The sequence below is a fragment of the Streptomyces sp. NPDC005533 genome, from assembly GCF_042871845.1.
In the GTDB taxonomy this organism is placed as follows: domain Bacteria; phylum Actinomycetota; class Actinomycetes; order Streptomycetales; family Streptomycetaceae; genus Streptomyces.
Genome location: NZ_JBIAJH010000013.1, coordinates 62499 through 87307 on the forward strand (window position 1 = coordinate 62499; position 24809 = coordinate 87307).

General features: G+C 69.6%; 19 protein-coding genes. 11 read left to right on the plus strand and 8 right to left on the minus strand.

Going from position 1 to position 24809, the window contains the following annotated elements; genetic code table 11:
• Positions 1-43: 43 nt before the first annotated feature.
• The 3 genes from ACFYP3_RS15650 (at position 44) to mshC (ending at position 2780) form a co-directional block, all read left to right on the plus strand.
• Positions 44-634 carry a DUF3090 domain-containing protein gene (locus tag ACFYP3_RS15650; RefSeq protein WP_319723570.1) on the plus strand — a complete coding sequence of 197 codons (591 nt, stop codon included), beginning with the start codon at positions 44-46 and terminating at the stop codon, positions 632-634.
• Positions 598-1440, plus strand: a complete 843-nt coding sequence (locus tag ACFYP3_RS15655; RefSeq protein ID WP_388831902.1) for an SCO1664 family protein — start codon at positions 598-600, stop codon at positions 1438-1440. The genes ACFYP3_RS15650 and ACFYP3_RS15655 overlap by 37 nt, the downstream gene beginning before the upstream one ends.
• Before the next feature lie 110 nt (positions 1441-1550).
• Positions 1551-2780 (plus strand): cysteine--1-D-myo-inosityl 2-amino-2-deoxy-alpha-D-glucopyranoside ligase, encoded by a 1230-nt coding sequence (gene mshC, locus ACFYP3_RS15660; protein WP_388831904.1) that lies wholly within the window; start codon positions 1551-1553, stop codon positions 2778-2780.
• Positions 2781-2903: 123 nt separating this feature from the next.
• Here mshC and ACFYP3_RS15665 read toward each other — a convergent pair whose 3' ends face one another.
• The 5 genes from ACFYP3_RS15665 to ACFYP3_RS15685 all read right to left on the minus strand — a co-directional run bounded on the left by ACFYP3_RS15665 (position 2904) and on the right by ACFYP3_RS15685 (position 9154).
• Positions 2904-3911 (minus strand): PAC2 family protein, encoded by a 1008-nt coding sequence (locus ACFYP3_RS15665; RefSeq protein WP_388831906.1) that lies wholly within the window; start codon positions 3909-3911, stop codon positions 2904-2906.
• A gap of 126 nt (positions 3912-4037) precedes the next feature.
• Positions 4038-5645: an FAD-dependent oxidoreductase gene (locus ACFYP3_RS15670; RefSeq protein ID WP_388831908.1), complete on the minus strand. Its 1608-nt coding sequence runs from the start codon at positions 5643-5645 to the stop codon at positions 4038-4040.
• 40 nt (positions 5646-5685) lie between these two features.
• Positions 5686-7212: a glycerol kinase GlpK gene (gene glpK, locus ACFYP3_RS15675; protein ID WP_388831910.1), complete on the minus strand. Its 1527-nt coding sequence runs from the start codon at positions 7210-7212 to the stop codon at positions 5686-5688.
• Between the two features lie 77 nt (positions 7213-7289).
• Complete coding sequence (locus tag ACFYP3_RS15680; protein ID WP_030720390.1) at positions 7290-8072, minus strand: MIP/aquaporin family protein; 783 nt, start codon at positions 8070-8072, stop codon at positions 7290-7292.
• A gap of 314 nt (positions 8073-8386) precedes the next feature.
• Positions 8387-9154: an IclR family transcriptional regulator gene (locus ACFYP3_RS15685; RefSeq protein ID WP_388831911.1), complete on the minus strand. Its 768-nt coding sequence runs from the start codon at positions 9152-9154 to the stop codon at positions 8387-8389.
• A 275-nt stretch (positions 9155-9429) separates the two neighbouring features.
• On the opposite strand from ACFYP3_RS15685, the gene metH reads away from it, so the two are divergent.
• The 4 genes from metH to ACFYP3_RS15705 all read left to right on the plus strand — a co-directional run bounded on the left by metH (position 9430) and on the right by ACFYP3_RS15705 (position 17633).
• Positions 9430-12942 (plus strand): methionine synthase, encoded by a 3513-nt coding sequence (metH, locus tag ACFYP3_RS15690; RefSeq protein WP_388831912.1) that lies wholly within the window; start codon positions 9430-9432, stop codon positions 12940-12942.
• Positions 12943-13052: 110 nt separating this feature from the next.
• Entirely contained in the window at positions 13053-13754 is a 702-nt protein-coding gene (locus ACFYP3_RS15695) for an HAD family hydrolase (RefSeq protein WP_388831914.1), read from the plus strand.
• 620 nt (positions 13755-14374) lie between these two features.
• On the plus strand, positions 14375-15979 hold the full coding sequence (locus ACFYP3_RS15700; protein ID WP_388831916.1) for an ABC transporter substrate-binding protein: 1605 nt from the start codon (positions 14375-14377) through the stop codon (positions 15977-15979).
• 70 nt (positions 15980-16049) lie between these two features.
• Positions 16050-17633, plus strand: coding sequence for an ABC transporter substrate-binding protein (locus tag ACFYP3_RS15705; RefSeq protein WP_388831918.1), 1584 nt, complete (start codon positions 16050-16052; stop codon positions 17631-17633).
• A gap of 73 nt (positions 17634-17706) precedes the next feature.
• Here ACFYP3_RS15705 and ACFYP3_RS15710 read toward each other — a convergent pair whose 3' ends face one another.
• Both ACFYP3_RS15710 and ACFYP3_RS15715 read right to left on the minus strand, forming a co-directional pair.
• Complete coding sequence (locus tag ACFYP3_RS15710; RefSeq protein ID WP_030722859.1) at positions 17707-18378, minus strand: response regulator transcription factor; 672 nt, start codon at positions 18376-18378, stop codon at positions 17707-17709.
• 64 nt (positions 18379-18442) lie between these two features.
• Positions 18443-19336, minus strand: a complete 894-nt coding sequence (locus tag ACFYP3_RS15715; RefSeq protein WP_388831920.1) for a RecB family exonuclease — start codon at positions 19334-19336, stop codon at positions 18443-18445.
• Between the two features lie 234 nt (positions 19337-19570).
• Here ACFYP3_RS15715 and ACFYP3_RS15720 point away from each other — a divergent pair, with 234 nt between their 5' ends.
• From ACFYP3_RS15720 to ACFYP3_RS15730, 3 genes are all read left to right on the plus strand, one after another.
• The gene (locus tag ACFYP3_RS15720) at positions 19571-20704 is read left to right on the plus strand and encodes a site-2 protease family protein (protein WP_388832195.1); all 1134 of its coding nucleotides are present in this window, start codon (positions 19571-19573) and stop codon (positions 20702-20704) included.
• Between the two features lie 18 nt (positions 20705-20722).
• The gene (locus ACFYP3_RS15725; protein WP_030016358.1) at positions 20723-21619 is read left to right on the plus strand and encodes a tRNA (adenine-N1)-methyltransferase; all 897 of its coding nucleotides are present in this window, start codon (positions 20723-20725) and stop codon (positions 21617-21619) included.
• 270 nt (positions 21620-21889) lie between these two features.
• The gene (locus ACFYP3_RS15730) at positions 21890-22432 is read left to right on the plus strand and encodes a hypothetical protein (protein WP_388832198.1); all 543 of its coding nucleotides are present in this window, start codon (positions 21890-21892) and stop codon (positions 22430-22432) included.
• Positions 22433-22436: 4 nt separating this feature from the next.
• Here the strand turns inward: ACFYP3_RS15730 and ACFYP3_RS15735 are convergent, their stop codons facing one another.
• Positions 22437-22757, minus strand: a complete 321-nt coding sequence (locus ACFYP3_RS15735) for a ferredoxin (protein ID WP_030722847.1) — start codon at positions 22755-22757, stop codon at positions 22437-22439.
• A 264-nt stretch (positions 22758-23021) separates the two neighbouring features.
• Between ACFYP3_RS15735 and arc the strand changes: the two genes are divergently transcribed.
• Positions 23022-24788, plus strand: a complete 1767-nt coding sequence (gene arc / locus ACFYP3_RS15740; protein ID WP_319730019.1) for a proteasome ATPase — start codon at positions 23022-23024, stop codon at positions 24786-24788.
• Positions 24789-24809: the final 21 nt, after the last annotated feature.

Below are 24809 nucleotides of genomic sequence, written 5' to 3' on the forward strand. Positions count from 1 at the left end.
AGGGCGCAGACCTGCCCCTGCCGCCGAGACTTGGAGACTGGACGTGCCCCGTCAGGTGTTCCTCTACGACCCCCCGGACCGCTTCGTGGCCGGCACGGTCGGTCTGCCGGGACGCCGTACGTTCTTCCTGCAGGCCTCCTCCGGCCCCCGCGTCACCAGCGTCTCCCTGGAGAAGACCCAGGTCGCGGCGCTGGCCGAGCGGATGGACGAGCTGCTGGACGAGGTCGTGCGGCGCACCGGCGGCAACGCCCCGGTGCCGGCCGTCGCCCCCGCCGAGGCCGCCGACACCGCCCCCCTCGACGTCCCCGTCGAGGAGGAGTTCCGCGTCGGCACCATGGCCCTCGCCTGGGACGGCGAGGAGCAGCGGATGATCGTCGAGGCCCAGGCCCTGGTGGAACTCGACGCCGACTCCGACGAGGACCTCGCCGAAGCGGAGGAGCGGCTGCTCCAGGACGAGGAGAACGGCCCGCCCATGCTGCGGGTCCGCCTCACCGGCGCCCAGGCCCGGGCGTTCGCCAAGCGGGCCCTGGACGTGGTCAACGCCGGCCGCCCGCCGTGCCCGCTGTGCAGTCTGCCGCTGGACCCGGAGGGGCACGTGTGCCCGCGCCAGAACGGCTACCGGCGCCAGGGGTGACCGACACGGGGGAGATCGAGGAACTGCTCGCCAAGGGCGAGCTGACCGTCGTCGGCCGGATCCGCGAGGCGTCCAACGCCGTGCTGCTGTGCACCGTCACGCACGAGGGCGCCAGCGCCGACTGCGTGTACAAGCCCGTCAAGGGCGAGCGGCCGCTGTGGGACTTCCCCGACGGGAGTCTCGCCCAGCGCGAGGTCGCCGCCTACCTGGTCTCCGAGGCCACCGGATGGGGCCTGGTGCCCACCACCGTGCTCCGCGACGGACCGTACGGCGAGGGCATGGTCCAGCGGTGGGTCGAATCCGCGGAACCGGAGGGGGACACCGGCGGACTCCTCGCGCTCGTCGACGGCGAGGAGGCGGGGGAGGGCTGGAAGCCCGTCGCCCTGGCTGAGGTCGGGGAGGGCCGCACCGCGCTCCTCGTCCACGCCGACGACCCGCGGCTGCGCCGGCTCTCCGTACTCGACGCCGTGATCAACAACGGCGACCGCAAGGGCGGCCACCTGCTGCCCGCCCCCGACGGCCGCCTCTACGGCATCGACCACGGCGTGACCTTCCACGCCGAGGACAAGCTGCGCACCCTGCTGTGGGGCTGGGCGGGGGAGCCGCTGACCGACGAGGCGCGCGAGGTGCTGACCGGGCTGGCCGCCGAGCTGGCCGAGGGCGCCCCGCTCGCCACCCGGCTGGCCGAACTGATCACCTCCGTCGAGCTGGCCGCCGTACGGGCCCGCGTGGCGCACCTGCTGCGCACCGGAACCCACCCGCAGCCGTCCGGCCAGTGGCCGTCCATCCCCTGGCCACCGGTCTGAACCGGCCATCCGTCACACGCACAGATCCGGCCAGAGCGCAAGAGTGCCGATCAAGACAACAGTGCAGGTCCGGTTCGTTTCCGGAACATGCGTCCGGTTAGGCTCGAGACATGCATGCCTGGCCCGCTTCTGAGGTCCCCGCCCTTCCTGGCAAGGGCCGCGACCTCCAGATCCACGACACCGCGACCCAGGGGACGATCACCCTCGCCCCCGGTCCCGTCGCCCGTATCTACGTCTGCGGCATCACCCCGTACGACGCGACCCACATCGGTCACGCGGCGACCTACAACGCGTTCGACCTCGTGCAGCGCGTGTGGCTCGACACCAAGCGGCAGGTCCACTACGTCCAGAACGTCACCGACGTGGACGACCCGCTCCTGGAGCGGGCGCTGCGCGACGGCCACGACTGGACCGAGCTGGCCGAGCGCGAGACCGCGCTCTTCCGCGAGGACATGACCGCCCTGCGGATGCTGCCGCCGCAGCACTACATCGGAGCCGTCGAGGCCATACCCGGCATCGTGCCGCTGGTCGAGCGGCTGCGGGACGCGGGCGCGGCGTACGAGCTCGACGGGGACGTCTACTTCTCGGTCGAGTCCGACACGCACTTCGGCGGGGTCTCGAACCTCGACGCCGAGGCGATGCGGCTGCTCTCGGCCGAGCGGGGCGGCGACCCCGACCGGCCCGGGAAGAAGAACCCGCTGGACCCGATGCTGTGGATGGCCGCCCGTCCGGGCGAGCCGAGCTGGGACGGCGGCTCGCTGGGCCGCGGCCGGCCGGGCTGGCACATCGAGTGCGTCGCCATCGCCCTGGACCACCTGGGCATGGGCTTCGACATCCAGGGCGGCGGCTCCGACCTGGCCTTCCCGCACCACGAGATGGGCGCCTCGCACGCCCAGGTGCTGACGGGCGAGTTCCCGATGGCCAAGGCCTACGTGCACGCGGGCATGGTCGCCCTGCACGGCGAGAAGATGTCGAAGTCGAAGGGCAACCTCGTCTTCGTCTCCGCCCTGCGGCGCGCCGGCGTGGACCCGGCGGCGATCCGCCTCGCCCTGCTGTCGCACCACTACCGGGCCGACTGGGAGTGGACCGACGACGTCCTCGCCGAGGCGGTGGCCCGGCTGGAGCGCTGGCGCGCGGCCGTGTCCCGGCCGGACGGCATCGCGGCGGACGCGGTCCTCGAAGAGGTCCGCGAGGCCCTGGCGAACGACCTGGACGCCCCCGCGGCGCTCGCGGCCGTGGACCGCTGGGTGGAGCTGCAGAACGCCACCGACGGCGACGACGAGTCGGCCCCCGGCCTCGTCTCGCGCACCGTCGACGCGCTCCTCGGCGTGGCCCTGTAAGCACCCTTCGCGCTGCCCCCGGCCCCACCCGGACCGGGGGCAGCGCCCTGTCCGGGTCCGGGCAGGGCCCGGGCGGGGACGGCTCCGCACAGCGGCAGCCACCCCGCGCCCGCCCGCTACGGGCTACGCCTCCGGCGGCTCGGGGGTGTCGTCCTCGCCGGGGGACGGGGCGGTCGGCGGCTCCGGATCCTCCCCGGAGGGGTCCGGCTTGCGCTTCGGGGGCCGCGTCAGGCCGGACGACGTGTCCCGCAGGTACGTCGGGTCACCCGGCTCGGCGGCCGGTCCCGCCGCCGGATCCCGCCGCCGCAGGTACCGCTCGAACTCCCGGGCGATCGCGTCGCCCGACGCCTCCGGCAGGTCCGCCGTGTCCCGCGCCTCCTCCAGCGTCTGGACGTACTCCGCCACCTCGCTGTCCTCGGCGGCCAGTTGGTCCACGCCCAGCTGCCACGCCCGCGCGTCCTCCGGCAGTTCGCCCAGCGGGATCCGGATGTCGATCAGGTCCTCCAGCCGGTTCAGCAGGGCCAGCGTCGCCTTCGGGTTGGGCGGCTGCGACACGTAGTGCGGCACCGCCGCCCACAGCGACACCGCCGGGACACCCGCGTGCGTACAGGCCTCCTGAAGGATGCCCACGATGCCCGTCGGGCCCTCGTACTTGGTCTCCTCCAGGTCCATCGTCCGCGCCAGGTCCGCGTCCGAGGTGACCCCGCTCACCGGCACCGGCCGGGTGTGCGGCGTGTCCCCGAGCAGCGCCCCGAGGATGACCACCATCTCCACGCCCAGTTCGTGGGCGAAGCCCAGGATCTCGTTGCAGAACGACCGCCACCGCATGGACGGTTCGATCCCCCGGACCAGCACCAGGTCGCGCGGCTTCGCCCCGCCGATCCGGACCACCGACAGTCGCGTCGTCGGCCACGTGATCTTCCGTACCCCGTTGTCCAGCCACACCGTCGGCCGGTTGACCTGGAAGTCGTAGTAGTCCTCGGCGTCCAGAGCCGCGAAGACCTCGCCCTTCCACTCCCGGTCCAGGTGTGCGACCGCACCGGAGGCCGCGTCACCCGCGTCGTTCCAGCCCTCGAACGCGGCCACCATGACCGGGTCGATCAGCTCGGGCACGCCCTCAAGCTCGATCACCCAGGTCTCCTTCCGAAGTTCCCTTGCGTACGTGGTCAGCCTAAGCCTTGATACGACGCCGGCCACAGCCCACGACAGAGGGGCGGTTCCCCTCGGAACCGCCCCTCTTCCCCACCTGCGTGACAGCTATGCCTTGCCGCCCAGCATCTCCTCGACGCGGGCCCGAACGGCCTCGTCGTCCAGGCCGCGGATCGTCACCGTCGTACGGCGGCGCAGCACGTCGTCGACCGTCTCGGCCCACTCGTTGTCGCGGGCGTAGGCGACCTGCGCCCAGATCTCCGGACCGTCCGGGTGGATGCGCTCGGCCAGCGCCGGGTCCTCGTTCGCCAGGCGCGCGATGTCGAAGGCCAGCGAGCCGTAGTGCGAGGCGAGGTGGCGGGCGGTGAGCGGGTCCATCCGGGTGCCCGGCTCACGGTCCACCAGCAGCCGGTGCGCGACCGCGTTGGGGTTGGCGACACCGGGCAGCGCGATCCGGCGCACGAGGGACTTCACCGGCTCCATGTCCTCGGTCAGCGGGCTGCCCGGGAGCTTCGCCAGCTTGTCCATGACCACGCGGCCGATGTGGCGGTACGTCGTCCACTTGCCGCCGGCCACCGACAGCATGCCGCCGGCGCCCTCGGAGACGACCGTCTCGCGCTTGGCCTTCTCCACGCCGCCGGGGCCGCCGGGCAGCACCCGCAGGCCCGCGAAGGCGTACGTCATCAGCGAGCGGTCGAGGTCCGCGTCCTTCACCGAGAAGGCCGCCTCGTCCAGGATCTGCGCGATGTCGGCCTCGGTGGCGCGCACGTCGCCCGGGTCGCCCTCGTACACCTCGTCGGTGGTACCGAGCAGCAGCTGGTCCTCCCACGGGAGGGCGAAGGTGATGCGGTACTTGTCGATCGGGGTGGCCATGGCGGCCTTCCACGGCGACTTGCGCTTCATGACGATGTGCGCGCCCTTGGAGAGGCGGATCGACGGCATCGAGTGCTTGTCTTCCATGCGCCGCAGGTGGTCCACCCACGGGCCGGTGGCGTTGAGCACGACGCGCGCGTCGACCCCGAACTCGGTGCCGTCGAGACGGTCCTTGAGCTCGGCGCCGGTGACCCGGCCCCGCGTCTTGCGGAGCCCGGTCACCTCGGCGTGGTTGAGGACCACCGCGCCCGACTCGACGGCCGCGCGGACCGTCATGACGGCCACGCGGGAGTCGTTCATCTGGTGGTCGTAGTAGACCGCGACGGCCTTGAGGTTGTCCGTCTTCAGGCCCGGGTTGTCGGCGGCGGCACGGGCCGGCGATATGACCTTGCCCATGCCGTCGCCGAAGGCCGAGAGGGCGGAGTAGGCGAAGACGCCCGCGCCCAGCTTGGCCGCACCGACCGGTCCGCCCTTGTAGACCGGCAGGTAGAAGGTGAGCGGGTTGACCAGGTGCGGGGCCACGTCCTTGGCCAGCACCCGGCGCTCGTGGTGGTTCTCCGCGACCAGCTTGACCGCGCCGGTCTGCAGGTAGCGCAGACCGCCGTGGACCAGCTTGGAGGAGGCCGAGGAGGTGGCGCCGGCGAAGTCGCCGGCGTCCACCATGGCAACCCGCAGGCCCGACTGCGCGGCGTGCCAGGCCACCGAGGTGCCCAGGATTCCACCGCCGATGACCAGCAGGTCGTACGTGGCCTTCGACAGCTGGTCACGGGTCTCGGCGCGGCTCGCGTTCGAACCGGCGGTCGGGTGCGTACCCAGGGCGGGAACGCTCTGCAGGCTGCTCATATCTCTTTAGCTCCTCGTCGATTGACTCAGCTGAGTGCGGTCAGCTGGCGTCTTCGTCGTCGACCCAGCCCATGGACCGCTCCACGGCCTTGAGCCAGCTCTTGTACTCGCGGTCCCGCTGCTCGGCGGGCATCCGCGGGGTCCACTCCGCCGCGCGGCGCCAGTTGGCGCGCAGGGCGTCGGTGTCGGGCCAGAAGCCGACGGCCAGGCCGGCGGCGTAGGCGGCGCCGAGGCAGGTGGTCTCGGCGACCATCGGGCGCACCACGGGGGCGTCCAGGAAGTCCGAGAGCGTCTGCATCAGCAGGTTGTTGGAGGTCATGCCGCCGTCGACCTTGAGGGCCGCGAGCTCGACGCCCGAGTCCTTGGTCATGGCGTCGGTGATCTCGCGGGTCTGCCAGGCGGTGGCCTCCAGGACGGCACGGGCGATGTGCGCCTTGGTGACGTACCGGGTCAGGCCGGCGATCACACCGCGGGCGTCGGAGCGCCAGTACGGGGCGAACAGACCGGAGAAGGCCGGCACGAAGTAGGCGCCGCCGTTGTCCTCGACCGAGGACGCCAGGGTCTCGATCTCGGCCGCGGACTTGATCAGGCCCATCTGGTCGCGCATCCACTGGACGAGCGAGCCGGTGACGGCGATGGAGCCCTCCAGCGCGTAGACCGGCTTCTGGTCGCCGATCTGGTAGCCGACCGTGGTCAGCAGGCCGCTGTAGGAGTTGATGATCTTGTCGCCGGTGTTCATCAGCATGAACGTTCCGGTGCCGTACGTGGACTTGGCCTCGCCCTCGGCGAAACAGGTCTGGCCGAAGAGGGCGGCCTGCTGGTCACCGAGCGCCGAGGCGACCGGGACACCGGCGAGGACGCCGTCCTTGACGTGCCCGTAGACCTCGGCGGAGGACTTGATCTCGGGGAGGACGTTGAGCGGGACGCCCATCGACTCCGCGATCTTCTCGTCCCACGCCAGGGTGTGCAGGTTCATGAGCATGGTGCGCGAGGCGTTGGTGACGTCGGTGACGTGCACGCCGCCCTGGGCGCCACCCGTGAGGTTCCAGATGACCCACGAGTCCATGGTGCCGAAGAGGATGTCGCCGGCCTCGGCGCGCTCGCGCAGGCCCTCGACGTTGTCGAGCAGCCAGCGGACCTTAGGGCCGGCGAAGTAGCTCGCCAGCGGCAGGCCGGTCTCGCGGCGGAAGCGGTCCTGGCCGACGTTGCGGCCGAGCTCCCGGCACAGGGCGTCGGTGCGGGTGTCCTGCCAGACCAGCGCGTTGTGCACCGGCTCGCCGGTGTGGCGGTCCCACAGGAGGGTGGTCTCGCGCTGGTTGGTGATGCCGACGGCCTTGACGTCGGCGGCGGTGATCTCGGCCTTCGCGATGGCCCCGGCGACGACCTCCTGGACGTTGGTCCAGATCTCGGCGGCGTCGTGCTCGACCCAACCCGGCTTCGGGAAGATCTGCTCGTGCTCCTTCTGGTCGACGGCGACGATGCGGCCGTCACGGTCGAAGACGATGCAGCGGGAGGAGGTGGTGCCCTGGTCGATCGCGGCGATGAAGGGGCCGGTGCTGCTGGTCATGTGGCTGCTCCTGGCAGGTCTGGTCAGTAGGCGGAATCAGGAGGGCGGTGCGGATCTTACGAACGCGGCCGTGCTGATCAGGCGAACGCGATGTTGTAAAGACCACCGGCGAGTGCGGCACCGACGAGCGGGCCGACCACCGGGATCCAGGAGTACCCCCAGTCGGAGCCGCCCTTGTTGGGCAGCGGGAGCAGGGCGTGCACGATGCGCGGACCGAGGTCGCGCACCGGGTTGATGGCGTAGCCGGTCGGGCCGCCGAGCGAGAGGCCGATGCCGACGACCACGAACGAGGTGATCAGGACGCCGATGACACCGAGGCCCTTGCCGTCGTCCTGGAGGCCCTGGGTGAGGATCGCCAGGACCAGGACGGCGGTGCCTATGATCTCGGTCGCGAGGTTCTGTACGACATTACGGATCTCGGGGCCCGTGGAGAAGATGCCGAGCACGGGACCGGCCACGTCGTGCGGGTGCGGGTCCTCCGGACCGAGCTTGGCGTCGCGGATGTGCTCCGGGTCCGCCAGGTGCACGCGGAACTGGCCGTAGTAGGTGATCCACATCAGGACCGCGCCGAGCATGGCGCCGAGCAGCTGGCCGGCGAAGTAGACCGGGGTGTCGCCCCACTCGCCGGTCTTGACCGCGAGGCCGACGGTGACCGCCGGGTTGAGGTGCGCACCCGAGAGCGGCGCGGAGACGTAGGCGGCGATCAGTACGGCGAATCCCCAGCCGAACGTGATGGCGAGCCAGCCCGCGTTGCGGGCCTTGGAGCTCTTGAGCGTCACTGCGGCGCAGACGCCACCGCCGAGCAGTGTGAGCAGGGCGGTACCGATGGTCTCGCCGATGAAGATGTCGGAGCTGGACACCCGCGACTCCTTACGTACGTCCAGGGGTGGGCGGACACCGGGTCCCTCCGGTGGTTCCGCGCACTCGGTGAGTGCTGCACCGGTCCATGGCCTTGTCGCATACTAGCGCGTATTGCCGGTAGCTGTTCGACAATGCCGACCGATGAACGGCAGTTTTCCGCCCAGGTGAAGAATGCGTCAAGGGCTGGCCAGGCCAAAGTGTCGGATCGTTACCACTCGGTGCGATCAACCAAATCCAGCCATTCGATGGCCAGGATGTGGCGAAAAATGGGCATGATGCGGCCAGGGTGTGGCCGCATCGTGCTAGAGGGGGCTCAGAACCGGCCTGCGCCGAGATCGCGTGAAACCGCGCGCGCACAGTCCCGCACCGACGCCACGAGGGACGCACGGGGCTCCCCGGACTCCCCGCAGACCCGCTCCACGGCGCCCGCCACCGCCACCGCGCCGACCGGCATCCGGCGCCGGTCGTGGATCGGCGCCGCCACCGAGGCGAGCCCCTCCCACGTCTCCTCGACGTCGGAAGCCCAGCCCCGCGCCCGCGTCAGGCTCAGGACCTCTTCGAAACCGACACCGTCCGTGACCGTCCGAGGGGTGAACGCCTCACGCTCCGCCTCCGTCACCTGGGTGTGCGCGACGGGGTCGTACGCGGACAGCACCTTGCCCAGCGCGGTGGAGTGCAGCGGCTGCATGGCCCCCACCTCCAGCACCTGGCGGCTGTCGTCGGGCCGGAACACGTGGTGCATGATCAGCACCCCGCTCTTGTGCAGCACCCCCACGTACACGCTCTCGCCGCTCGCCCGGGCCAGGTCGTCCGTCCAGACCAGGGCGCGGGCGCGCAGCTCGTGCACGTCCAGGTAGCTGTTGCCCAGGCGCAGCAGCTCCGCGCCCAGCTGGTAGCGACCGGAGGCCGGGTCCTGCTCCACGAAGCCCTCGGCCTGCAAGGTGCGCAGGATGCCGTGCGCCGTGCCCTTGGCCAGTCCGAGCGAGGAGGCCACGTCGGAGAGCCCCAGCCGGCGCTCTCCGCCCGCCAGGAGCCGCAGCATCGCAGCGGCTCGTTCGAGCGACTGGATGTTCCGTGCCATCGCGCAGCCTCCTGCTGACCTTGCTGTCATTACTGACCATCTTGATGCGGTTCGACAATGCTGAACAGTATCGGTCGATGTCGACCTTGCGCACGAGGGGGAACTGTTCGCCGTACCGTCGCCGGGACACCCTTGGCAACCCCCGCCACAGAATGCAGTCCGCCACGTGGGACACCCGCACCGGGGCAGGTGCCTCGCGGTTACGCTGACGACGTGCACCCTTGACACAGAGGGGGTGCAAAGCCGACAGCCGTCGCATCCCAGGGAGCACAACCATGGCTTCGTTGCCCAACCCGCCCGCCGACACCCAGACCCGGGCCGATGCCCTGCGAGAGGCGCTCGCGACCCGTGTGGTCGTCGCCGACGGGGCCATGGGAACGATGCTCCAGGCGCAGGACCCCACGATGGAGGACTTCCAGCAGCTGGAGGGCTGCAACGAGGTCTTGAACGTCACCCGTCCCGACATCGTGCGTTCGGTGCACGAGGCGTACTTCTCGGTGGGTGTGGACTGCGTCGAGACGAACACGTTCGGTACGAACTATGCGGCGCTGGCCGAGTACGACATCGCCGAGCGCAACTTCGAGCTGTCCGAGGCGGGTGCGCGGATCGCCCGCGAGGTCGCCGACGAGTTCACCGCGGACACCGGGCAGCAGCGTTGGGTGCTCGGCTCCATGGGCCCCGGCACGAAGCTGCCCACCCTGGGCCACATCGCCTACGGCCAGATCCGTGACGCCTACCAGATCAACGCCGAGGGTCTGATCACCGGCGGTGCAGATGCGCTGCTGGTGGAGACCACCCAGGACCTCCTCCAGACGAAGTCCTCCATCATCGGTGCCCGCCGGGCGATGGAGGCGCTGGGGGTGAGTGTGCCGCTGATCTGCTCGGTGACGGTGGAGACCACCGGCACGATGCTCCTGGGTTCGGAGATCGGTGCGGCGCTGACGGCGTTGGAGCCGCTGGGCATCGACATGATCGGGCTGAACTGCGCCACCGGTCCCGCCGAGATGAGCGAGCACCTGCGCTATCTGGCGCGCAACGCCCGGATCCCGCTGTCCTGCATGCCCAACGCCGGCCTGCCCGTCCTGACCAAGCAGGGCGCGCACTACCCGCTGACCGCCCCCGAGCTGGCGGACGCCCAGGAAACCTTCGTCCGCGAGTACGGGCTGTCCCTGGTGGGTGGCTGCTGTGGTACGACGCCGGAGCATCTGCGGCAGGTGGTGGAGCGGGTCCGCGGCACGGCGGTCGTCCCGCGCGATCCGCAGCCCGAGCCGGGCGCCGCCTCCCTCTACCAGACGGTGCCGTTCCGTCAGGACACCTCCTACATGGCGATCGGTGAGCGGACGAACGCGAACGGGTCGAAGAAGTTCCGTGAGGCGATGCTGGAGGGGCGCTGGGACGACTGTGTGGAGATGGCGCGGGACCAGATCCGTGAGGGCGCGCACATGCTCGACCTGTGTGTCGACTATGTGGGCCGCGACGGGGTCGCGGACATGGAGGAACTCGCGGGTCGTTTCGCGACTGCCTCCACGTTGCCGATCGTGTTGGACTCGACCGAGGTTCCCGTGATCCGGGCGGGTCTGGAGAAGCTGGGTGGGCGTGCGGTCATCAACTCGGTGAACTACGAGGACGGTGACGGTCCCGAGTCCCGTTTCGCGAAGGTCACCCGGCTGGCCCAGGAGCACGGTGCGGCGTTGATCGCGCTGACCATCGACGAGGAGGGTCAGGCCCGCACCGTCGAGCACAAGGTGGCCATCGCCGAGCGCCTGATCGAGGACCTGACGGGGAACTGGGGGATCCGTGAGTCGGACATCCTCATCGACACCTTGACCTTCACGATCTGCACCGGTCAGGAGGAGTCGCGGGGCGACGGCATCGCCACGATCGAGGCGATCCGCGAGCTCAAGCGCCGCCACCCCGACGTCCAGACCACCCTCGGCCTGTCCAACATCTCCTTCGGTCTGAATCCGGCGGCGCGGGTGCTGCTGAACTCGGTGTTCCTGGACGAGTGTGTGAAGGCCGGTCTGGACTCGGCGATCGTGCACGCCTCCAAGATCCTGCCGATCGCCCGGTTCGACGAGGAGCAGGTCACCACCGCCCTGGATCTGATCTACGACCGGCGTGGTGAGGGCTACGACCCGCTGCAGAAGCTGATGGCCCTGTTCGAGGGCGTCAACACCAAGTCGCTGAAGGCCGGGCGGGCCGAGGAGCTTCTCGCGCTGCCGTTGGACGAGCGGTTGCAGCGGCGGATCATCGACGGGGAGAAGAACGGCTTGGAGGCCGACCTCGACGAGGCGCTGGAGACCCGGCCGGCCCTGGACATCGTCAACGACACCCTGCTGGAGGGCATGAAGGTCGTCGGTGAGCTGTTCGGGTCGGGGCAGATGCAGCTGCCGTTCGTGCTGCAGTCGGCGGAGGTGATGAAGACGGCGGTGGCCTATCTGGAGCCGCACATGGAGAAGACCGACGACGAGGGCAAGGGCACCATCGTCCTGGCCACCGTCCGCGGGGACGTCCACGACATCGGGAAGAACCTTGTCGACATCATCTTGACGAACAACGGCTACAACGTCGTCAACATCGGTATCAAGCAGCCGGTCTCCGCGATCCTGGAAGCCGCGCAGGAACACAAGGCCGACGTGATCGGCATGTCGGGTCTGCTGGTGAAGTCCACCGTGATCATGAAGGAGAACCTTCAGGAGCTCAACCAGCGCAAGCTGGCCGCCGACTACCCGGTGATCCTCGGCGGCGCCGCCCTCACCCGCGCCTACGTCGAACAGGACCTCCACGAGATCTACGAGGGCGAGGTCCGCTACGCCCGCGACGCCTTCGAAGGCCTGCGCCTCATGGACGCCCTCATCGCCGTCAAGCGCGGCGTGCCCGGCGCGACCCTGCCCGAGCTCAAGCAGCGCCGCGTCGCCAAGCGCGACACGCCCGCCCTCCAGGTGGAGGAGCCCGAGGAGCCGGGCGGCCGCTCGGACGTGTCCGTCGACAACCCGGTGCCCACCCCGCCCTTCTGGGGCACCCGCGTGGTGAAGGGCATCCCGCTCAAGGACTACGCCTCCTGGCTCGACGAGGGCGCCCTCTTCAAGGGCCAGTGGGGCCTCAAGCAGGCCCGTGCGGGCGGGGCCACGTACGAGGAGCTCGTCGAGAGCGAGGGCCGCCCGCGGCTGCGCGGCCTCCTGGAGAAGCTGCACACCGAGAACCTGCTGGAGGCGGCCGTCGTCTACGGCTACTTCCCCTGCGTCTCCAAGGGCGACGACCTGATCATCCTCGATGACGACGGCAACGAGCGGACCCGCTTCACCTTCCCGCGCCAGCGCCGCGGCCGCCGGCTGTGCCTGGCCGACTTCTTCCGCCCGGAGGAGTCCGGCGAGACCGACGTCGTCGGCCTCCAGGTGGTCACCGTCGGCTCGAAGATCGGCGAGGCCACAGCCAAGCTCTTCGAGTCCGACTCCTACCGCGAGTACCTCGAGCTGCACGGCCTCTCCGTCCAGCTCGCCGAGGCCATGGCCGAGTACTGGCACGCCCGCGTCCGCGCCGAGCTCGGCTTCGGCGGCGAGGACCCGGCCCAGGTCGAGGACATGTTCGACCTCAAGTACCGCGGCGCCCGCTTCTCGCTCGGTTACGGTGCCTGCCCCGACCTGGAGGACCGCGCCAAGATCGCGGACCTCCTGCAGCCGGAGCGGATCGGCGTCCACCTGTCGGAGGAGTTCCAGCTCCATCCGGAGCAGTCCACGGACGCGATCGTGATTCACCACCCCGAAGCGAAGTATTTCAACGCACGCTGAGGTCAACCGACGTACACTTGTCGGTCCCATACAGGCCGGTCGCCTGTTCCCAGGGGAATGCCCCGCGGGAAGAGGTGACCGGCCTTCTCGTCCCTTCGAGAGGTACGCGCATGACGAGCACCATTCCCGCCCCCGTCGCCCGTACGGCCGACGGTTCGGCCCTGCAGGCGGTGCTGCTCGACATGGACGGCACCCTGGTGGACACCGAGGGCTTCTGGTGGGAGATCGAGGCGGAGATCTTCCAGGAGCTCGGCCACCGGCTGGAGGACGCATGGCGGGACGTGGTCGTCGGCGGCCCGATGAGTCGCAGCGCGACCTTCCTGATCGAGGCGACCGGCGCCGCCATCGGCCTCGCCGAGCTGAGCGTGCTGCTCAACGAGCGCTTCGAGGCCCGCATCGCGGACCGGGTGCCGCTGATGCCCGGCGCCGAGCGGCTGCTCGCCGAGCTGGCCCGGCACAACGTGCCCACCGCCCTCGTCTCCGCCTCGCACCGCCGGGTCATCGACCGCGTCCTGCTCACCCTGGGCCGCGACCGCTTCACGATGACGGTCGCCGGGGACGAGGTCGCCCGTACCAAGCCGCACCCCGACCCGTACCTGTTCGCGGCGCGGACGCTGGGCGCCCACCCCTCGCGCTGCGCGGTCATCGAGGACACCAGGACCGGGGTGGCGGCCGCCGAGGCCGCCGGCTGCCGGGTCGTGGCGATCCCCTCGGTGGGCGTGATCGAACCGGCTCCCGGGCGTACGGTCGTGCGCTCGCTGGAGGACGTGGACCTGGCGTTCCTGCGCTCCCTCATCGCGCCGATGAACTGAGCCGAGGACCGGACGGGTGAGCGGAGCGGGGGAGCCGGGCGGGCGAACCGGGCCGGCGCCCGCCGCTCCCGGCACCACCCCCTGTTACCCACGGCAACATCGGCACGCACGGCTGCCCCCCGATACGGACCGGCACGCCCTGAGCACGCTCCGTACCGAACGGAACGCCTGTGGGATCGAGGTCCAGCGGAAGGATCTTCCGTCGCAGGCCCCGGAGGCTGAAATTCCATCCCATCTCGGACGGTTGCTCAGAGTGAGCTTGGTCACCCGTCAACCCCCCCATGGGCCTGTCCGAGGCCCCCTGCACCTTCCCTTGTGTCCGGATTGATCAGTCCCTGACCGAATCTGCGCCCCCCTGCGCATGAACAGGCAGTTCGCTCCCATCACGGTGCGATTACACCCCAAGTCCGGCCAGTTCCAGCCATCCCGTCCCGGGCCACTAGTGTCAGCGCGGGCACTACGCCGCACCTCTGCCGTCCCGGACGCACACCCCTGTGCCGGGACCGCGTGGACCGATCGTCACTACACCGGCCCGATCGTTCCGCCCTGAACGGGCGACCGCCGCGAAGTGCCCTTTATGCCGCTTTGAGCAAGTGCCGGTTACAGGGAGTACTTCCAGCATGAACCGCAAGACCTTGGTGCTGACGGCCGCGGCCGGACTGCTCACCCCCGTGCTCGCCGCATGCGGCAGCGCGAGCGGCGGAGGAGCAGGATCCGGAGCGATCGTCGTCGGCACCACCGACCGGTTCGAGGCCGCAGACTTCGCTCCCGCCCCCTTCGACCCGGCCTACGCCTACGACGCCGGCGCCTGGAACGTCCTGCGCCAGACCGTCCAGACGCTGATGCACACCCCCCGCGGCGGCGGCCAGCCCGTCCCCGAAGCGGCCTCCTCCTGCCGCTTCACCGACGCCGGCAACGAGAGCTACCGCTGCACCCTGCGCCCCGGGCTGAAGTTCGCCGACGGCGAGCCGCTCACCGCCAAGGACGTCAAGTTCTCCCTCGACCGCGTCCTCGCCATCAAGGACGAGAACGGCCCGTCCTCGCTGCTCTCCACCCTCGACAACGTCGAGGTCAAGGGCGCCGACACCGTCGTCTTCCACCTGAAGACCCCGGACGCGACCTTCCCGTTCAAGCTCTCCACCCCCGCCGCCGGCATCGTCAGCGAGAAGAACTACGACGCCAAGAAGCTCCGCGAGGGCTTCGCCGTGGACGGCTCCGGCCCGTACACGATGAAGGCCGAGGTCAAGGGCAACCAGCTGGTCCGCGCCGTCTTCACCAAGAACCCGCACTACAAGGGCGACCTCAAGCTGCAGAACGACAAGGTCGAACTGCGCACGTTCGCCGACTCCCCGGCCATGGGCAAGGCGCTCACCGACGGGAAGATCCACATGGTCTCCCGCACCCTGTCGCCCGCCCAGATCACGCAGTTCTCCGCGCAGCCGCCCAAGGGCGTCAAGCTCGTCCCGATGCCCGGCCTGGAGATCCGCTACATCGGCTTCAACACCGAGGCGCCCGTCGTCAAGGACAAGGCCGTGCGCCAGGCGCTCGCCGCCGCCGTCGACCGCGGCGCACTGATCTCCAAGGTCTACGGCAAGTCCGCGCAGCCGCTCTACTCGCTGGTCCCCACCACCGTGACCGGCCACGTCAACTCCTTCTACAACAAGTACGGCGAGGCCAACACGGCCAAGGCCGCCGCGCTGCTGAAGGACGCCGGGATCAAGACCCCGGTCAAGCTGACGCTGCACTACACCAACGACCACTACGGCGACGGCACGGCCGCCGAGTTCGAGGCCCTCAAGGCCCAGCTCAACTCCACCCAGCTCTTCGACATCACCGTCCAGGGCAGCGAGTGGGCCGACTTCCGCCCCGCGCAGAAGAAGGGCGACCACGCCGCCTACGGGCTCGGCTGGTTCCCCGACTACGCGGACGCCGACAACTTCCTCGCCCCGTTCCTGGAGCAGGACAACTTCCTGGGCACGCCGTACGCCAACAACACGGTGCGCACCAGGCTCATCCCCGAATCGCGGCGCGCGGCCGACCGAGGCGTCGCCGTTCCCGCGATCACGGAGATACAGGACATCGTCGCCGAGGACGTGCCCGTCCTGCCCCTGTGGCAGGGCAAGCAGTACGTCGCCGCACGCGACGGGATCACCGGAGTGGAGTGGTCGGTCAACGCCATCTCCGACCTCCAGCTGTGGGAGCTCGGCCGCGGCGTAAGCGGCTGAGCAAGGCAACGACCGGCAGCGGGTGTCGCGAGCCGGGCAACGAAACAGTTCGACTGTGAAGGACGTTCGCGTGAATCGACGTAACCAGTGGCTGGCGGCTCCGCTCGGCGCAGCCACCGCCGCCGCGCTGCTCAGCGGTTGCGGTTCGACCGATGGCTCCAATGCCGGCAGCGGCAAGGGCGTGGTCATGGGCATATCCGACAAGGTGAAGTCCACCGACCCCGCCGCGGGCTACGACCCGGGCTCCTGGCTGCTCTTCAACAACGTCTTCCAGTCGCTGCTGAGCTTCCCCAAGGGCGGCACCACGCCCGAGCCCGACGCCGCGCAGTCCTGCGCCTTCGAGGGCGGCGACAGCAAGCTCTACAAGTGCACCCTGCGCGAGGGCCTGAAGTTCAGCAACGGCCACAGCCTCACCGCGAAGGACGTCAAGTTCTCCTTCGAGCGCACGCTGAAGATCAACGACGAGAACGGCCCCGCCGTGATGCTCGCGTCGATCGCCGGCATCGACGCCCCCGACGACAAGACCGTCGTCTTCCGCCTCAAGACCTCCGACGCGACCTTCCCGAGCAAGATCGCCTCCGGTGCGGGCTCCATCGTCGACCACAGCGAGTACCCGGCGGACAAGCTGCGTACGGACAACAAGGCGATCGGCTCCGGCGTCTACAAGCTCGACTCGTTCAACGAGAAGAGCGCCACCTTCTCCGTCAACGAGTCCTACAGCGGCAAGGCCAAGGCCAAGAACACCGGCGTCACGCTGAAGTTCTTCAACGGCGACCAGAGCGGCCTCAAGAAGGTCCTGGAGAGCGGCGACGTGGACTTCGCGTTCCGCGGCCTCGCCGCCAAGGACATCGCCGCCCTCGCCTCGACCAAGACCGGCGACAACAAGGTCGACGTCGTCCAGGGCACCGGCGCCGAGGTCGAGCACATGGTCTTCAACGTCAACGACCCCGTCGTCGGCAAGCTGCCCGTCCGCAAGGCCATCGCCTACCTCGTGGACCGCGAGGCCCTCGTCCGCGACGTGTACGCGGGCACCGCCACCGCGCTCTACTCCATCGTGCCGACCGGCATCGCCGGCCACACGACCCCCTTCTTCGACCGCTACGGCGGCACCCCCCAGCCCGAGAAGGCCAAGGCCGTCCTCAAGGCCGCCAACATCACCGGCAAGGTCAAGCTCACCCTGTACTCGACCCCCTCCCGCTACGGCCCCTCCACGGACCAGCAGTTCGAGGTCATCGCCAAGCAGCTCAACGAGAGCGGCCTGTTCGACGCCGACGTCAAGTCCGTCGAGTTCGAGCAGTACGAGAAGGACATCCAGGACGGCAAGTACGGCATCTACGTGAAGGGCTGGGTCCCCGACTACCCGGACGCCGACAACTTCACGCAGCCGTTCTTCGGCCCGGACAACGTCCTGCGCAACAACTACGACAACAAGGAGATCACCGGGACCATCATCCCGTCGACCTCCGCGAAGTCCGACCGCACCGCGGCCAACACCGACTACAACCGGCTCCAGGACATCGTCGCCGACGAGCTCCCGATCCTCCCGCTCTGGCAGGGCAAGCAGTACGCCGTCACCCGCCAGAACGTGAACGGCCTCCAGTGGTCCCTCGACGCCTCCACCGTCTTCCGCTTCTGGGAGATCAGCAAGGGCTGACCCGACCGGGCCACGCACGACGGGCCGGCAGCCGCACCACGCGGCTGCCGGCCCGTTCCGCCACCCCGCGGCCCTACTGGGCGCCGGGACGCACCAGACCGCTCTCGTACGCGTACACGGCCGCCTGCACCCGGTCGCGCAGCCCCAGCTTCGTCAGCACGTGCCCCACATGCGTCTTGACCGTCGTCTCGCTCACGAACAGGTCCGCCGCGATCTCCGCGTTCGACAGCCCCCGGGCCACCAGCTTCAGCACCTCGACCTCACGCTCGGTCAACGTCCCCAGCGTGTCCGGGACGCTCTCCTCACCCGACGGCAGATGCCCCGCGTACTTGTCCAGCAGCCGCCGCGTGATGCTCGGCGCGAGCATCGCCTCACCGCCCGCCACCACCCGGATCGCCTGCACCAGCTCCGCCGCCGGCGCGTCCTTCAGCAGGAACCCGCTCGCCCCCGCCCGCAGCGCCTCCACCACGTACTCGTCCAGATCGAACGTGGTCAGCACCAGCACCTTCGCCGGACCGTCCCGGCCCGGACCGGTGATCTGCCGGGTCGCCTCCACCCCGTCCATCCGCGGCATCCGGATGTCCATCAGCACCACGTCGGGCTGCAACGCCCGCACCTGGTCCAGCGCCTGCAGACCGTCCCCGGCCTCACCCACCACCGCCAGGTCCTCCTCGGCCTCCAGGATCATCCGGAAGCCGGTGCGCAGAAGTGGCTGGTCGTCGACCAGCAGGACGCGGATGGCCACGGGGTCTACCTCGTATTCGTCGGACGGCTACGGCGGGCCCGTCCATTCTGCCCTGATCCGACGATCATGACGGCGCCGGGCGTTCCGACCCCGGCCGGGGCACGATCGCCAGCGGATACGGCGGGGGAGTCCCCCCGAACTCCGGACACACCGCCTGATGATCACACCAGCCGCACAGCTTCGTCGGCCGCGGCCGCCACTCACCCGACTCCGTCGCCTCCCGGATCGCCTCCCACAGCGCGAGCAGCTTGCGCTCCACCCGCTCCAGGTCCGCCACCACCGGGTCGTACGTCAACACGTCACCACTGCCCAAATACACCAGCTGTAGCCGCCGCGGCACCACCTGCTTCAGCCGCCACACCACCAGCGCGTAGAACTTCATCTGGAACAGCGCACCCTCGGCGTACTCCGGCCGCGGCGCCTTGCCCGTCTTGTAGTCGACGATCCGCACCTCACCCGTCGGCGCCACGTCCACCCGGTCGATGATCCCCCGCAGCCGAAGACCCGACTCCAGCTCCGTCTCCACGAAGAACTCCCGCTCCACCGGCTCCAGCCGCGTCGGGTCCTCCAACGTGAACCAGCGCTCGACCAGCGCCTCCGCCTCCGTCAGCCACCGCGCCAGCCCCGCCCCCTCATCACCCTCCGGGAACAGCTCCGTCAGCTCCGGCTTCGCCTCCAGCAACCGGTCCCACTGCCCCGGCACCAGCGCCTTCGCCCGCGGAGCCGTCCGCTCCGGCGCCGGATGATCAAACAACCGCTCCAGCACCGCATGCACCAACGTCCCGCGGGTAGCCGCAGCACTGGGCTTCTCCGGCAGCTTGTCGATCACCCGAAACCGGTACAGCAGGGGGCACTGCATGAAATCGCTCGCCCGCGAAGGGGAGAGCGAAGCGGGCGCCACCGCACTCGGCGTCACGGCATCGGCTGCGCCTGGCACAGCACCGGGGCTCGTCGTCATGGACAAAACCCTACGACCCGCCACCGACAGCACGCGCATACCATCGACTCCGGCCCCCCTCGCACTGCATGATCGGAGCATCACAGCCCGCTTACGCACTGCGGACCACACTGGAAACACCGATCCCCGGAACTCCCTCCGGGGAACCCCGAGGAACGAAGGACAGCCGTGGCAGACACCGACGAGACCGGCGAGCGCGCGGGCCGGCGCTCAGGACCGGGCGGCGGACTCCTCATGGGCCGCCCCTTCGGCGTACCCGTCTACGTCTCGCCCAGCTGGTTCCTCGTCGCCGCCCTCATCACCTGGGTCTTCGGCGACCAGCTCGACCGCATCCTGCCCGACCTCGGACCCGTCCGCTACCTCGTCTCCCTCTTCTTCGCCGTCGCCTTCTACGCCTCCGTCCTCGTCCACGAACTCGCGCACACCGTCGCCGCCCTCCGCTTCAAACTCCCCGTGCGCCGCATCCAGCTCCAGTTCTTCGGCGGAGTCTCCGAGATCGAGAAGGAATCCGAGACCCCCGGCCGCGAATTCGTCCTCGCGTTCGTCGGCCCCCTCCTCTCCCTCCTCCTCGCCGGCGCCTTCTACCTCGGCATGAAAGCCGTCGAACCGGCCAGCGTCCCCGGCGTCCTCCTCGCCGGCCTGATGATCTCCAACCTCCTCGTCGCCGCCTTCAACCTGCTCCCCGGCCTCCCCCTCGACGGCGGCCGCATGCTCCGCGCCGTCATCTGGGGCATCACCGGCAAGCCCATGGCCGGCACCGTCGCCGCCGCCTGGGTCGGCCGCGGCCTCGCCGTCGCCGTCCTCCTCGGCCTGCCCCTGCTCACCCACACCGGACTCCTCGGCAACCGCACCCAGGAGATCGGCGGCATGAACACCGTCATGGACGCCCTGCTCGCCGCCATCCTCGCCGCCATCATCTGGACCGGAGCGGGCAACAGCCTGCGCATGGCCCGCCTGCGCGCACACCTGCCCGAACTGCGCGCCCGCACCCTCACCCGACGCGCCATCCCCGTCGAGAACGCCACCCCCCTCTCCGAAGCCCTCCGCCGCGCCAACGAAGCCGGCGCCCGCGCCCTCGTCGTCGTCGACGGCCAAGGCGACCCCACCGCCATCGTCCGCGAGAGCGCCATCGCCTCCGTCCCCGAACACCGCCGCCCCTGGGTCGCCGTCAGCACCCTCGCCCAGGACCTCACCGACGGCATGAAGGTTTCCGCGGAACTCACCGGCGAGGAACTCCTCGACCGCCTCCGCGCCACCCCCGCGAGCGAGTACCTCGTCCTCGAACCCGGCGGCACCATCTACGGCGTCCTGTCCACCCTCGACGTCGAAAAGGCCTTCGTGAAGGCCATGGCACGGCCCCAGTCCTGAAGCCAATACACTGGTCACATGTCCGAACCGACCGGTGCCGCCCGCCGACGCGGGCCCTTCGAGGTCGGGGACCAGGTTCAGCTCACCGACCCCAAGGGCCGCCACTACACGTTCACGCTCGAAGCCGGGAAGAATTTCCACACCCACAAGGGTTCCTTCCCCCACGACGAGCTGATCGGTGCCCCCGAGGGCAGTGTTGTCCGTACCACGGGCAACGTCGCCTACCTCGCGCTGCGTCCCCTGCTCCCCGACTATGTCCTGTCCATGCCCCGCGGCGCCGCCGTGGTCTACCCCAAGGACGCCGGCCAGATCCTGGCCTTCGCCGACATCTTCCCCGGCGCCCGCGTCGTGGAAGCGGGCGTCGGCTCCGGCTCCCTGAGCAGCTTCCTGCTGCGCGCCATCGGCGACCAGGGCATGCTCCACAGCTACGAGCGCCGCGCGGACTTCGCCGAGATCGCCACCGCCAACGTGGAACGCTACTTCGGCGGCCCCCACCCGGCCTGGCAGCTGACCGTCGGCGACCTCCAGGACAACCTGTCCGACACCGACGTCGACCGCGTCATCCTCGACATGCTCGCCCCCTGGGAGTGCCTCGAGGCCGTCTCCAAGGCACTCGTTCCCGGCGGCATCCTCTGCTGCTACGTGGCCACCACCACCCAGCTGTCCAAGACCGTCGAGTCCATCCGCGAGATCGGCTGCTTCGCCGAGCCGCAGCCCTGGGAATCGATGATCCGCAACTGGCACGTCGAGGGCCTGGCCGTCCGCCCGGACCACCGCATGATCGGCCACACCGGCTTCCTCGTCACCGCCCGCCGCCTCGCCGACGGCGTCGAGCCGCCCATGCGCCGCCGCCGCCCGGCCAAGGGCGCCTACGGCGAGGACTACGACGGCCCCGGCAGCGACCGCTCCGCCTGACCGCTCCGCGTCACCGCACCGCCGACCCAACACGACGGCGCTGTGGCGCAGTTCCCCGGACCGACCGGGAACTGCGCCACAGCGCCTTTTCGTTGTCCGGGTGCCGACCCCCGTCCCGTCCGGGAACACACCGGACCGGACCCAGCCGTTCCACCCCCGTGTGAGGTATGGCACGATGCTGGCTCCCCGTCACCCTTCGCACAGGAGACACCCCGCGTGCTGCACAGCCCCGCCGAGCTGACGCCGATCCCGGACACCCTGGCGCACAGCATGGCCAGGCCCCTCCACTGGCTCGCCACGGCCACCGCCATGGCCGCCGTCATAGCCACAGCGGGACTCGTACAGCCGGCCACCGGCACCCCTGCCGCCACGCCGGGCCCCACCGCGAACGGCCCCCAGGCCGCCGCTCCCGACGCCGCAGCCGCCACCTACCCCCTCGACTGCAACGGCGCCCCCCAGACCGTCACCGCCACCGCCCAGGGCGACCTCGACGGCGACGCCCGCCCCGAGACCGTCGCCGCCGTCCGCTGCGCAGCCGGCTCCGGCACCCCGCCCCACGCGATCTACGTCCTCACCCAGGACCGCACCGAAGGCGCCCGCCCCCGCGTCGTCGCCACCCTCCTCGACACCGGAAAACGACAGACCGCCACGGAACTCACCGTGCGCGACCGCGTCGTCACCGCCACCCTCCTCGGCTACTCCGCCCCCGCCGTACCGCGCTGCTGCCCCGACACGAAGCAGCTCGCCAAGTGGCGCTGGAGCGACGGAAAATTCCGCCAGGAGCTGACGGACTCAGCCGCCAGGAGTGTTTGAAACGTCACTCGGCGTCAGGACCGAACACTTCCACCCTGTCCGAAACGCGCCTTACGTGAATACAGTCCCCCGGGCATTCCTTCGCCGAGTCGACCACGTCCTGGAGCAGCGTCAACGGAACCGGAGTGGTCGCCCCCGCGTCCTGCAGCAGCTCGTCCTCAGGGCTCTTCACGTACGCCAGACCATCGATGTCCAGCTCGAACACCTCCGGCGCGTACTGCGCACAGATGCCGTCCCCGGTACACAGGTCCTGGTCGATCCAGACCTCAAGCGGCTCGCCGGCCTCACCGGCCGCGCCCGTCGGAGCCTCGTGCTGCACGGTCATATCTCCTGCCGTTCCCTGCGCTGAGTGATCCATCCCGGTCACAACCCGCAGCAAGTCGCGCGGGCCCTGACGGGTGTTGAACAGTTCGACCTTACAACCGGCCGCTTCCCGAGTTTGATGGGTGGGTATTTCCTTGGCGTGAGGGAGTACGCAAGGGTGAAGATCGGACACACCTCTACCGTCTTTGTGATCTAGGGGTTTCAATCACCACCAGCCCAGGTAGGGTCAGGAAGCGTCCAGCTCCCCTTGGAGGAGGTGAGGACCGTGGCAGCCCACGACGACGACATCAACCGCGGCATCCGGCCCGGGCGAGGGTCTGAGGACCCCGCCGGCCAGGTTGCCTATCTCGAGCAGGAAATCGCCGTCCTGCGACGTAAGCTCGCCGACTCTCCGCGACACACGAGGATTCTCGAAGAGCGGATCGTCGAGCTGCAGACAAATCTTGCCGGCGTATCCGCACAGAACGAACGACTCGCGAATACCCTCCGTGAGGCCCGGGACCAGATCGTGGCCCTCAAGGAGGAAGTCGACCGGCTCGCCCAGCCGCCGGCCGGCTTCGGTGTCTTCCTGCAGGCCAACGAGGACGGCACCGTCGACATCTTCACCGGAGGCCGAAAGCTCCGCGTGAACGTCAGCCCCAGCGTCGACCCGGAAGACCTCCGGCGCGGCCAGGAGGTCATGCTCAACGAGGCCCTCAACGTGGTCGAGGCCATGGAATTCGAGCGGGCCGGGGACATCGTCACCCTCAAGGAGATCCTCGAGGACGGCGAGCGCGCCCTGGTCGTCGGGCACACCGACGAGGAGAGGGTGGTGAGGCTCGCCGAGCCGCTCCTGGACATCACCATCCGCCCCGGCGACGCCCTCCTGCTCGAACCCCGCTCCGGCTACGTCTACGAGGTCGTCCCCAAGAGCGAGGTCGAAGAACTCGTCCTCGAAGAGGTCCCCGACATCGACTACGACAAGATCGGCGGCCTGGGCGACCAGATCGAGCTGATCCGCGACGCGGTCGAGCTCCCGTACCTCTACCCGGACCTGTTCAAGGAACACGAACTGCGGCCCCCGAAGGGCATCCTGCTCTACGGCCCGCCCGGCTGCGGCAAGACGCTCATCGCCAAGGCCGTCGCCAACTCCCTTGCCAAGAAGGTCGCCGAGGTGACCGGCCAGCCCGCCGGGAAGTCCTACTTCCTGAACATCAAGGGCCCCGAACTCCTCAACAAGTACGTCGGCGAGACCGAGCGGCACATCCGCCTCGTCTTCCAGCGTGCCCGGGAGAAGGCGAGCGAGGGCACCCCCGTCATCGTCTTCTTCGACGAGATGGAATCCCTCTTCCGCACCCGCGGATCCGGAGTCAGCTCGGACGTGGAGAACACCATCGTCCCCCAGCTGCTCGCCGAGATCGACGGCGTGGAAGGCCTGGAGAACGTCATCGTCATCGGCGCCTCCAACCGCGAGGACATGATCGACCCCGCCATCCTGCGCCCCGGCCGCCTCGACGTGAAGATCAAGATCGAGCGCCCGGACGCCGAGGCCGCGAAGGACATCTTCGCGAAGTACCTCAAGGCCTCGCTGCCCCTGCACACGGACGACCTGTCCGAGCACCAGGGCTCCAAGGACGGCACCGTCCACAGCATGATCCAGACCGTCGTCGAGCAGATGTACGCCGAAACCGAGGAGAACCGCTTCCTCGAGGTCACGTACGCCAACGGCGACAAGGAAGTCCTCTACTTCAAGGACTTCAACTCGGGCGCGATGATCCAGAACATCGTGGACCGTGCGAAGAAGATGGCGATCAAGGCCTTCCTCGAGCACAACCAGAAGGGCCTCCGGGTCTCCCACCTCCTCCAGGCGTGCGTGGACGAGTTCAAGGAGAACGAGGACCTGCCCAACACCACCAACCCGGACGACTGGGCCCGAATCTCCGGAAAGAAGGGAGAGCGGATCGTATTCATCCGCACCCTCGTCACCGGAAAGCAAGGCGCGGACACCGGACGCTCCATCGACACGGTGGCGAACACCGGTCAGTACCTCTGAAGCGGAGCGGCTGCGGATGCC

What these genes read in the sequence shown, in the direction of transcription:
- ACFYP3_RS15670 (WP_388831908.1), bottom strand. Translation starts at nt 5,645, where the DNA reads ATGAGCAGCCTGCAGAGCGTTCCCGCCCTGGGTACGCACCCGACCGCC.
- ACFYP3_RS15735 (WP_030722847.1), bottom strand. Translation starts at nt 22,757, where the DNA reads ATGACCGTGCAGCACGAGGCTCCGACGGGCGCGGCCGGTGAGGCCGGC.
- metH (WP_388831912.1), top strand. Translation starts at nt 9,430, where the DNA reads ATGGCTTCGTTGCCCAACCCGCCCGCCGACACCCAGACCCGGGCCGAT.
- ACFYP3_RS15685 (WP_388831911.1), bottom strand. Translation starts at nt 9,154, where the DNA reads ATGGCACGGAACATCCAGTCGCTCGAACGAGCCGCTGCGATGCTGCGG.
- ACFYP3_RS15720 (WP_388832195.1), top strand. Translation starts at nt 19,571, where the DNA reads ATGGGCCGCCCCTTCGGCGTACCCGTCTACGTCTCGCCCAGCTGGTTC.
- glpK (WP_388831910.1), bottom strand. Translation starts at nt 7,212, where the DNA reads ATGACCAGCAGCACCGGCCCCTTCATCGCCGCGATCGACCAGGGCACC.
- ACFYP3_RS15725 (WP_030016358.1), top strand. Translation starts at nt 20,723, where the DNA reads ATGTCCGAACCGACCGGTGCCGCCCGCCGACGCGGGCCCTTCGAGGTC.
- ACFYP3_RS15700 (WP_388831916.1), top strand. Translation starts at nt 14,375, where the DNA reads ATGAACCGCAAGACCTTGGTGCTGACGGCCGCGGCCGGACTGCTCACC.
- mshC (WP_388831904.1), top strand. Translation starts at nt 1,551, where the DNA reads ATGCATGCCTGGCCCGCTTCTGAGGTCCCCGCCCTTCCTGGCAAGGGC.
- ACFYP3_RS15695 (WP_388831914.1), top strand. Translation starts at nt 13,053, where the DNA reads ATGACGAGCACCATTCCCGCCCCCGTCGCCCGTACGGCCGACGGTTCG.
- ACFYP3_RS15715 (WP_388831920.1), bottom strand. Translation starts at nt 19,336, where the DNA reads ATGACGACGAGCCCCGGTGCTGTGCCAGGCGCAGCCGATGCCGTGACG.
- ACFYP3_RS15730 (WP_388832198.1), top strand. Translation starts at nt 21,890, where the DNA reads ATGGCCAGGCCCCTCCACTGGCTCGCCACGGCCACCGCCATGGCCGCC.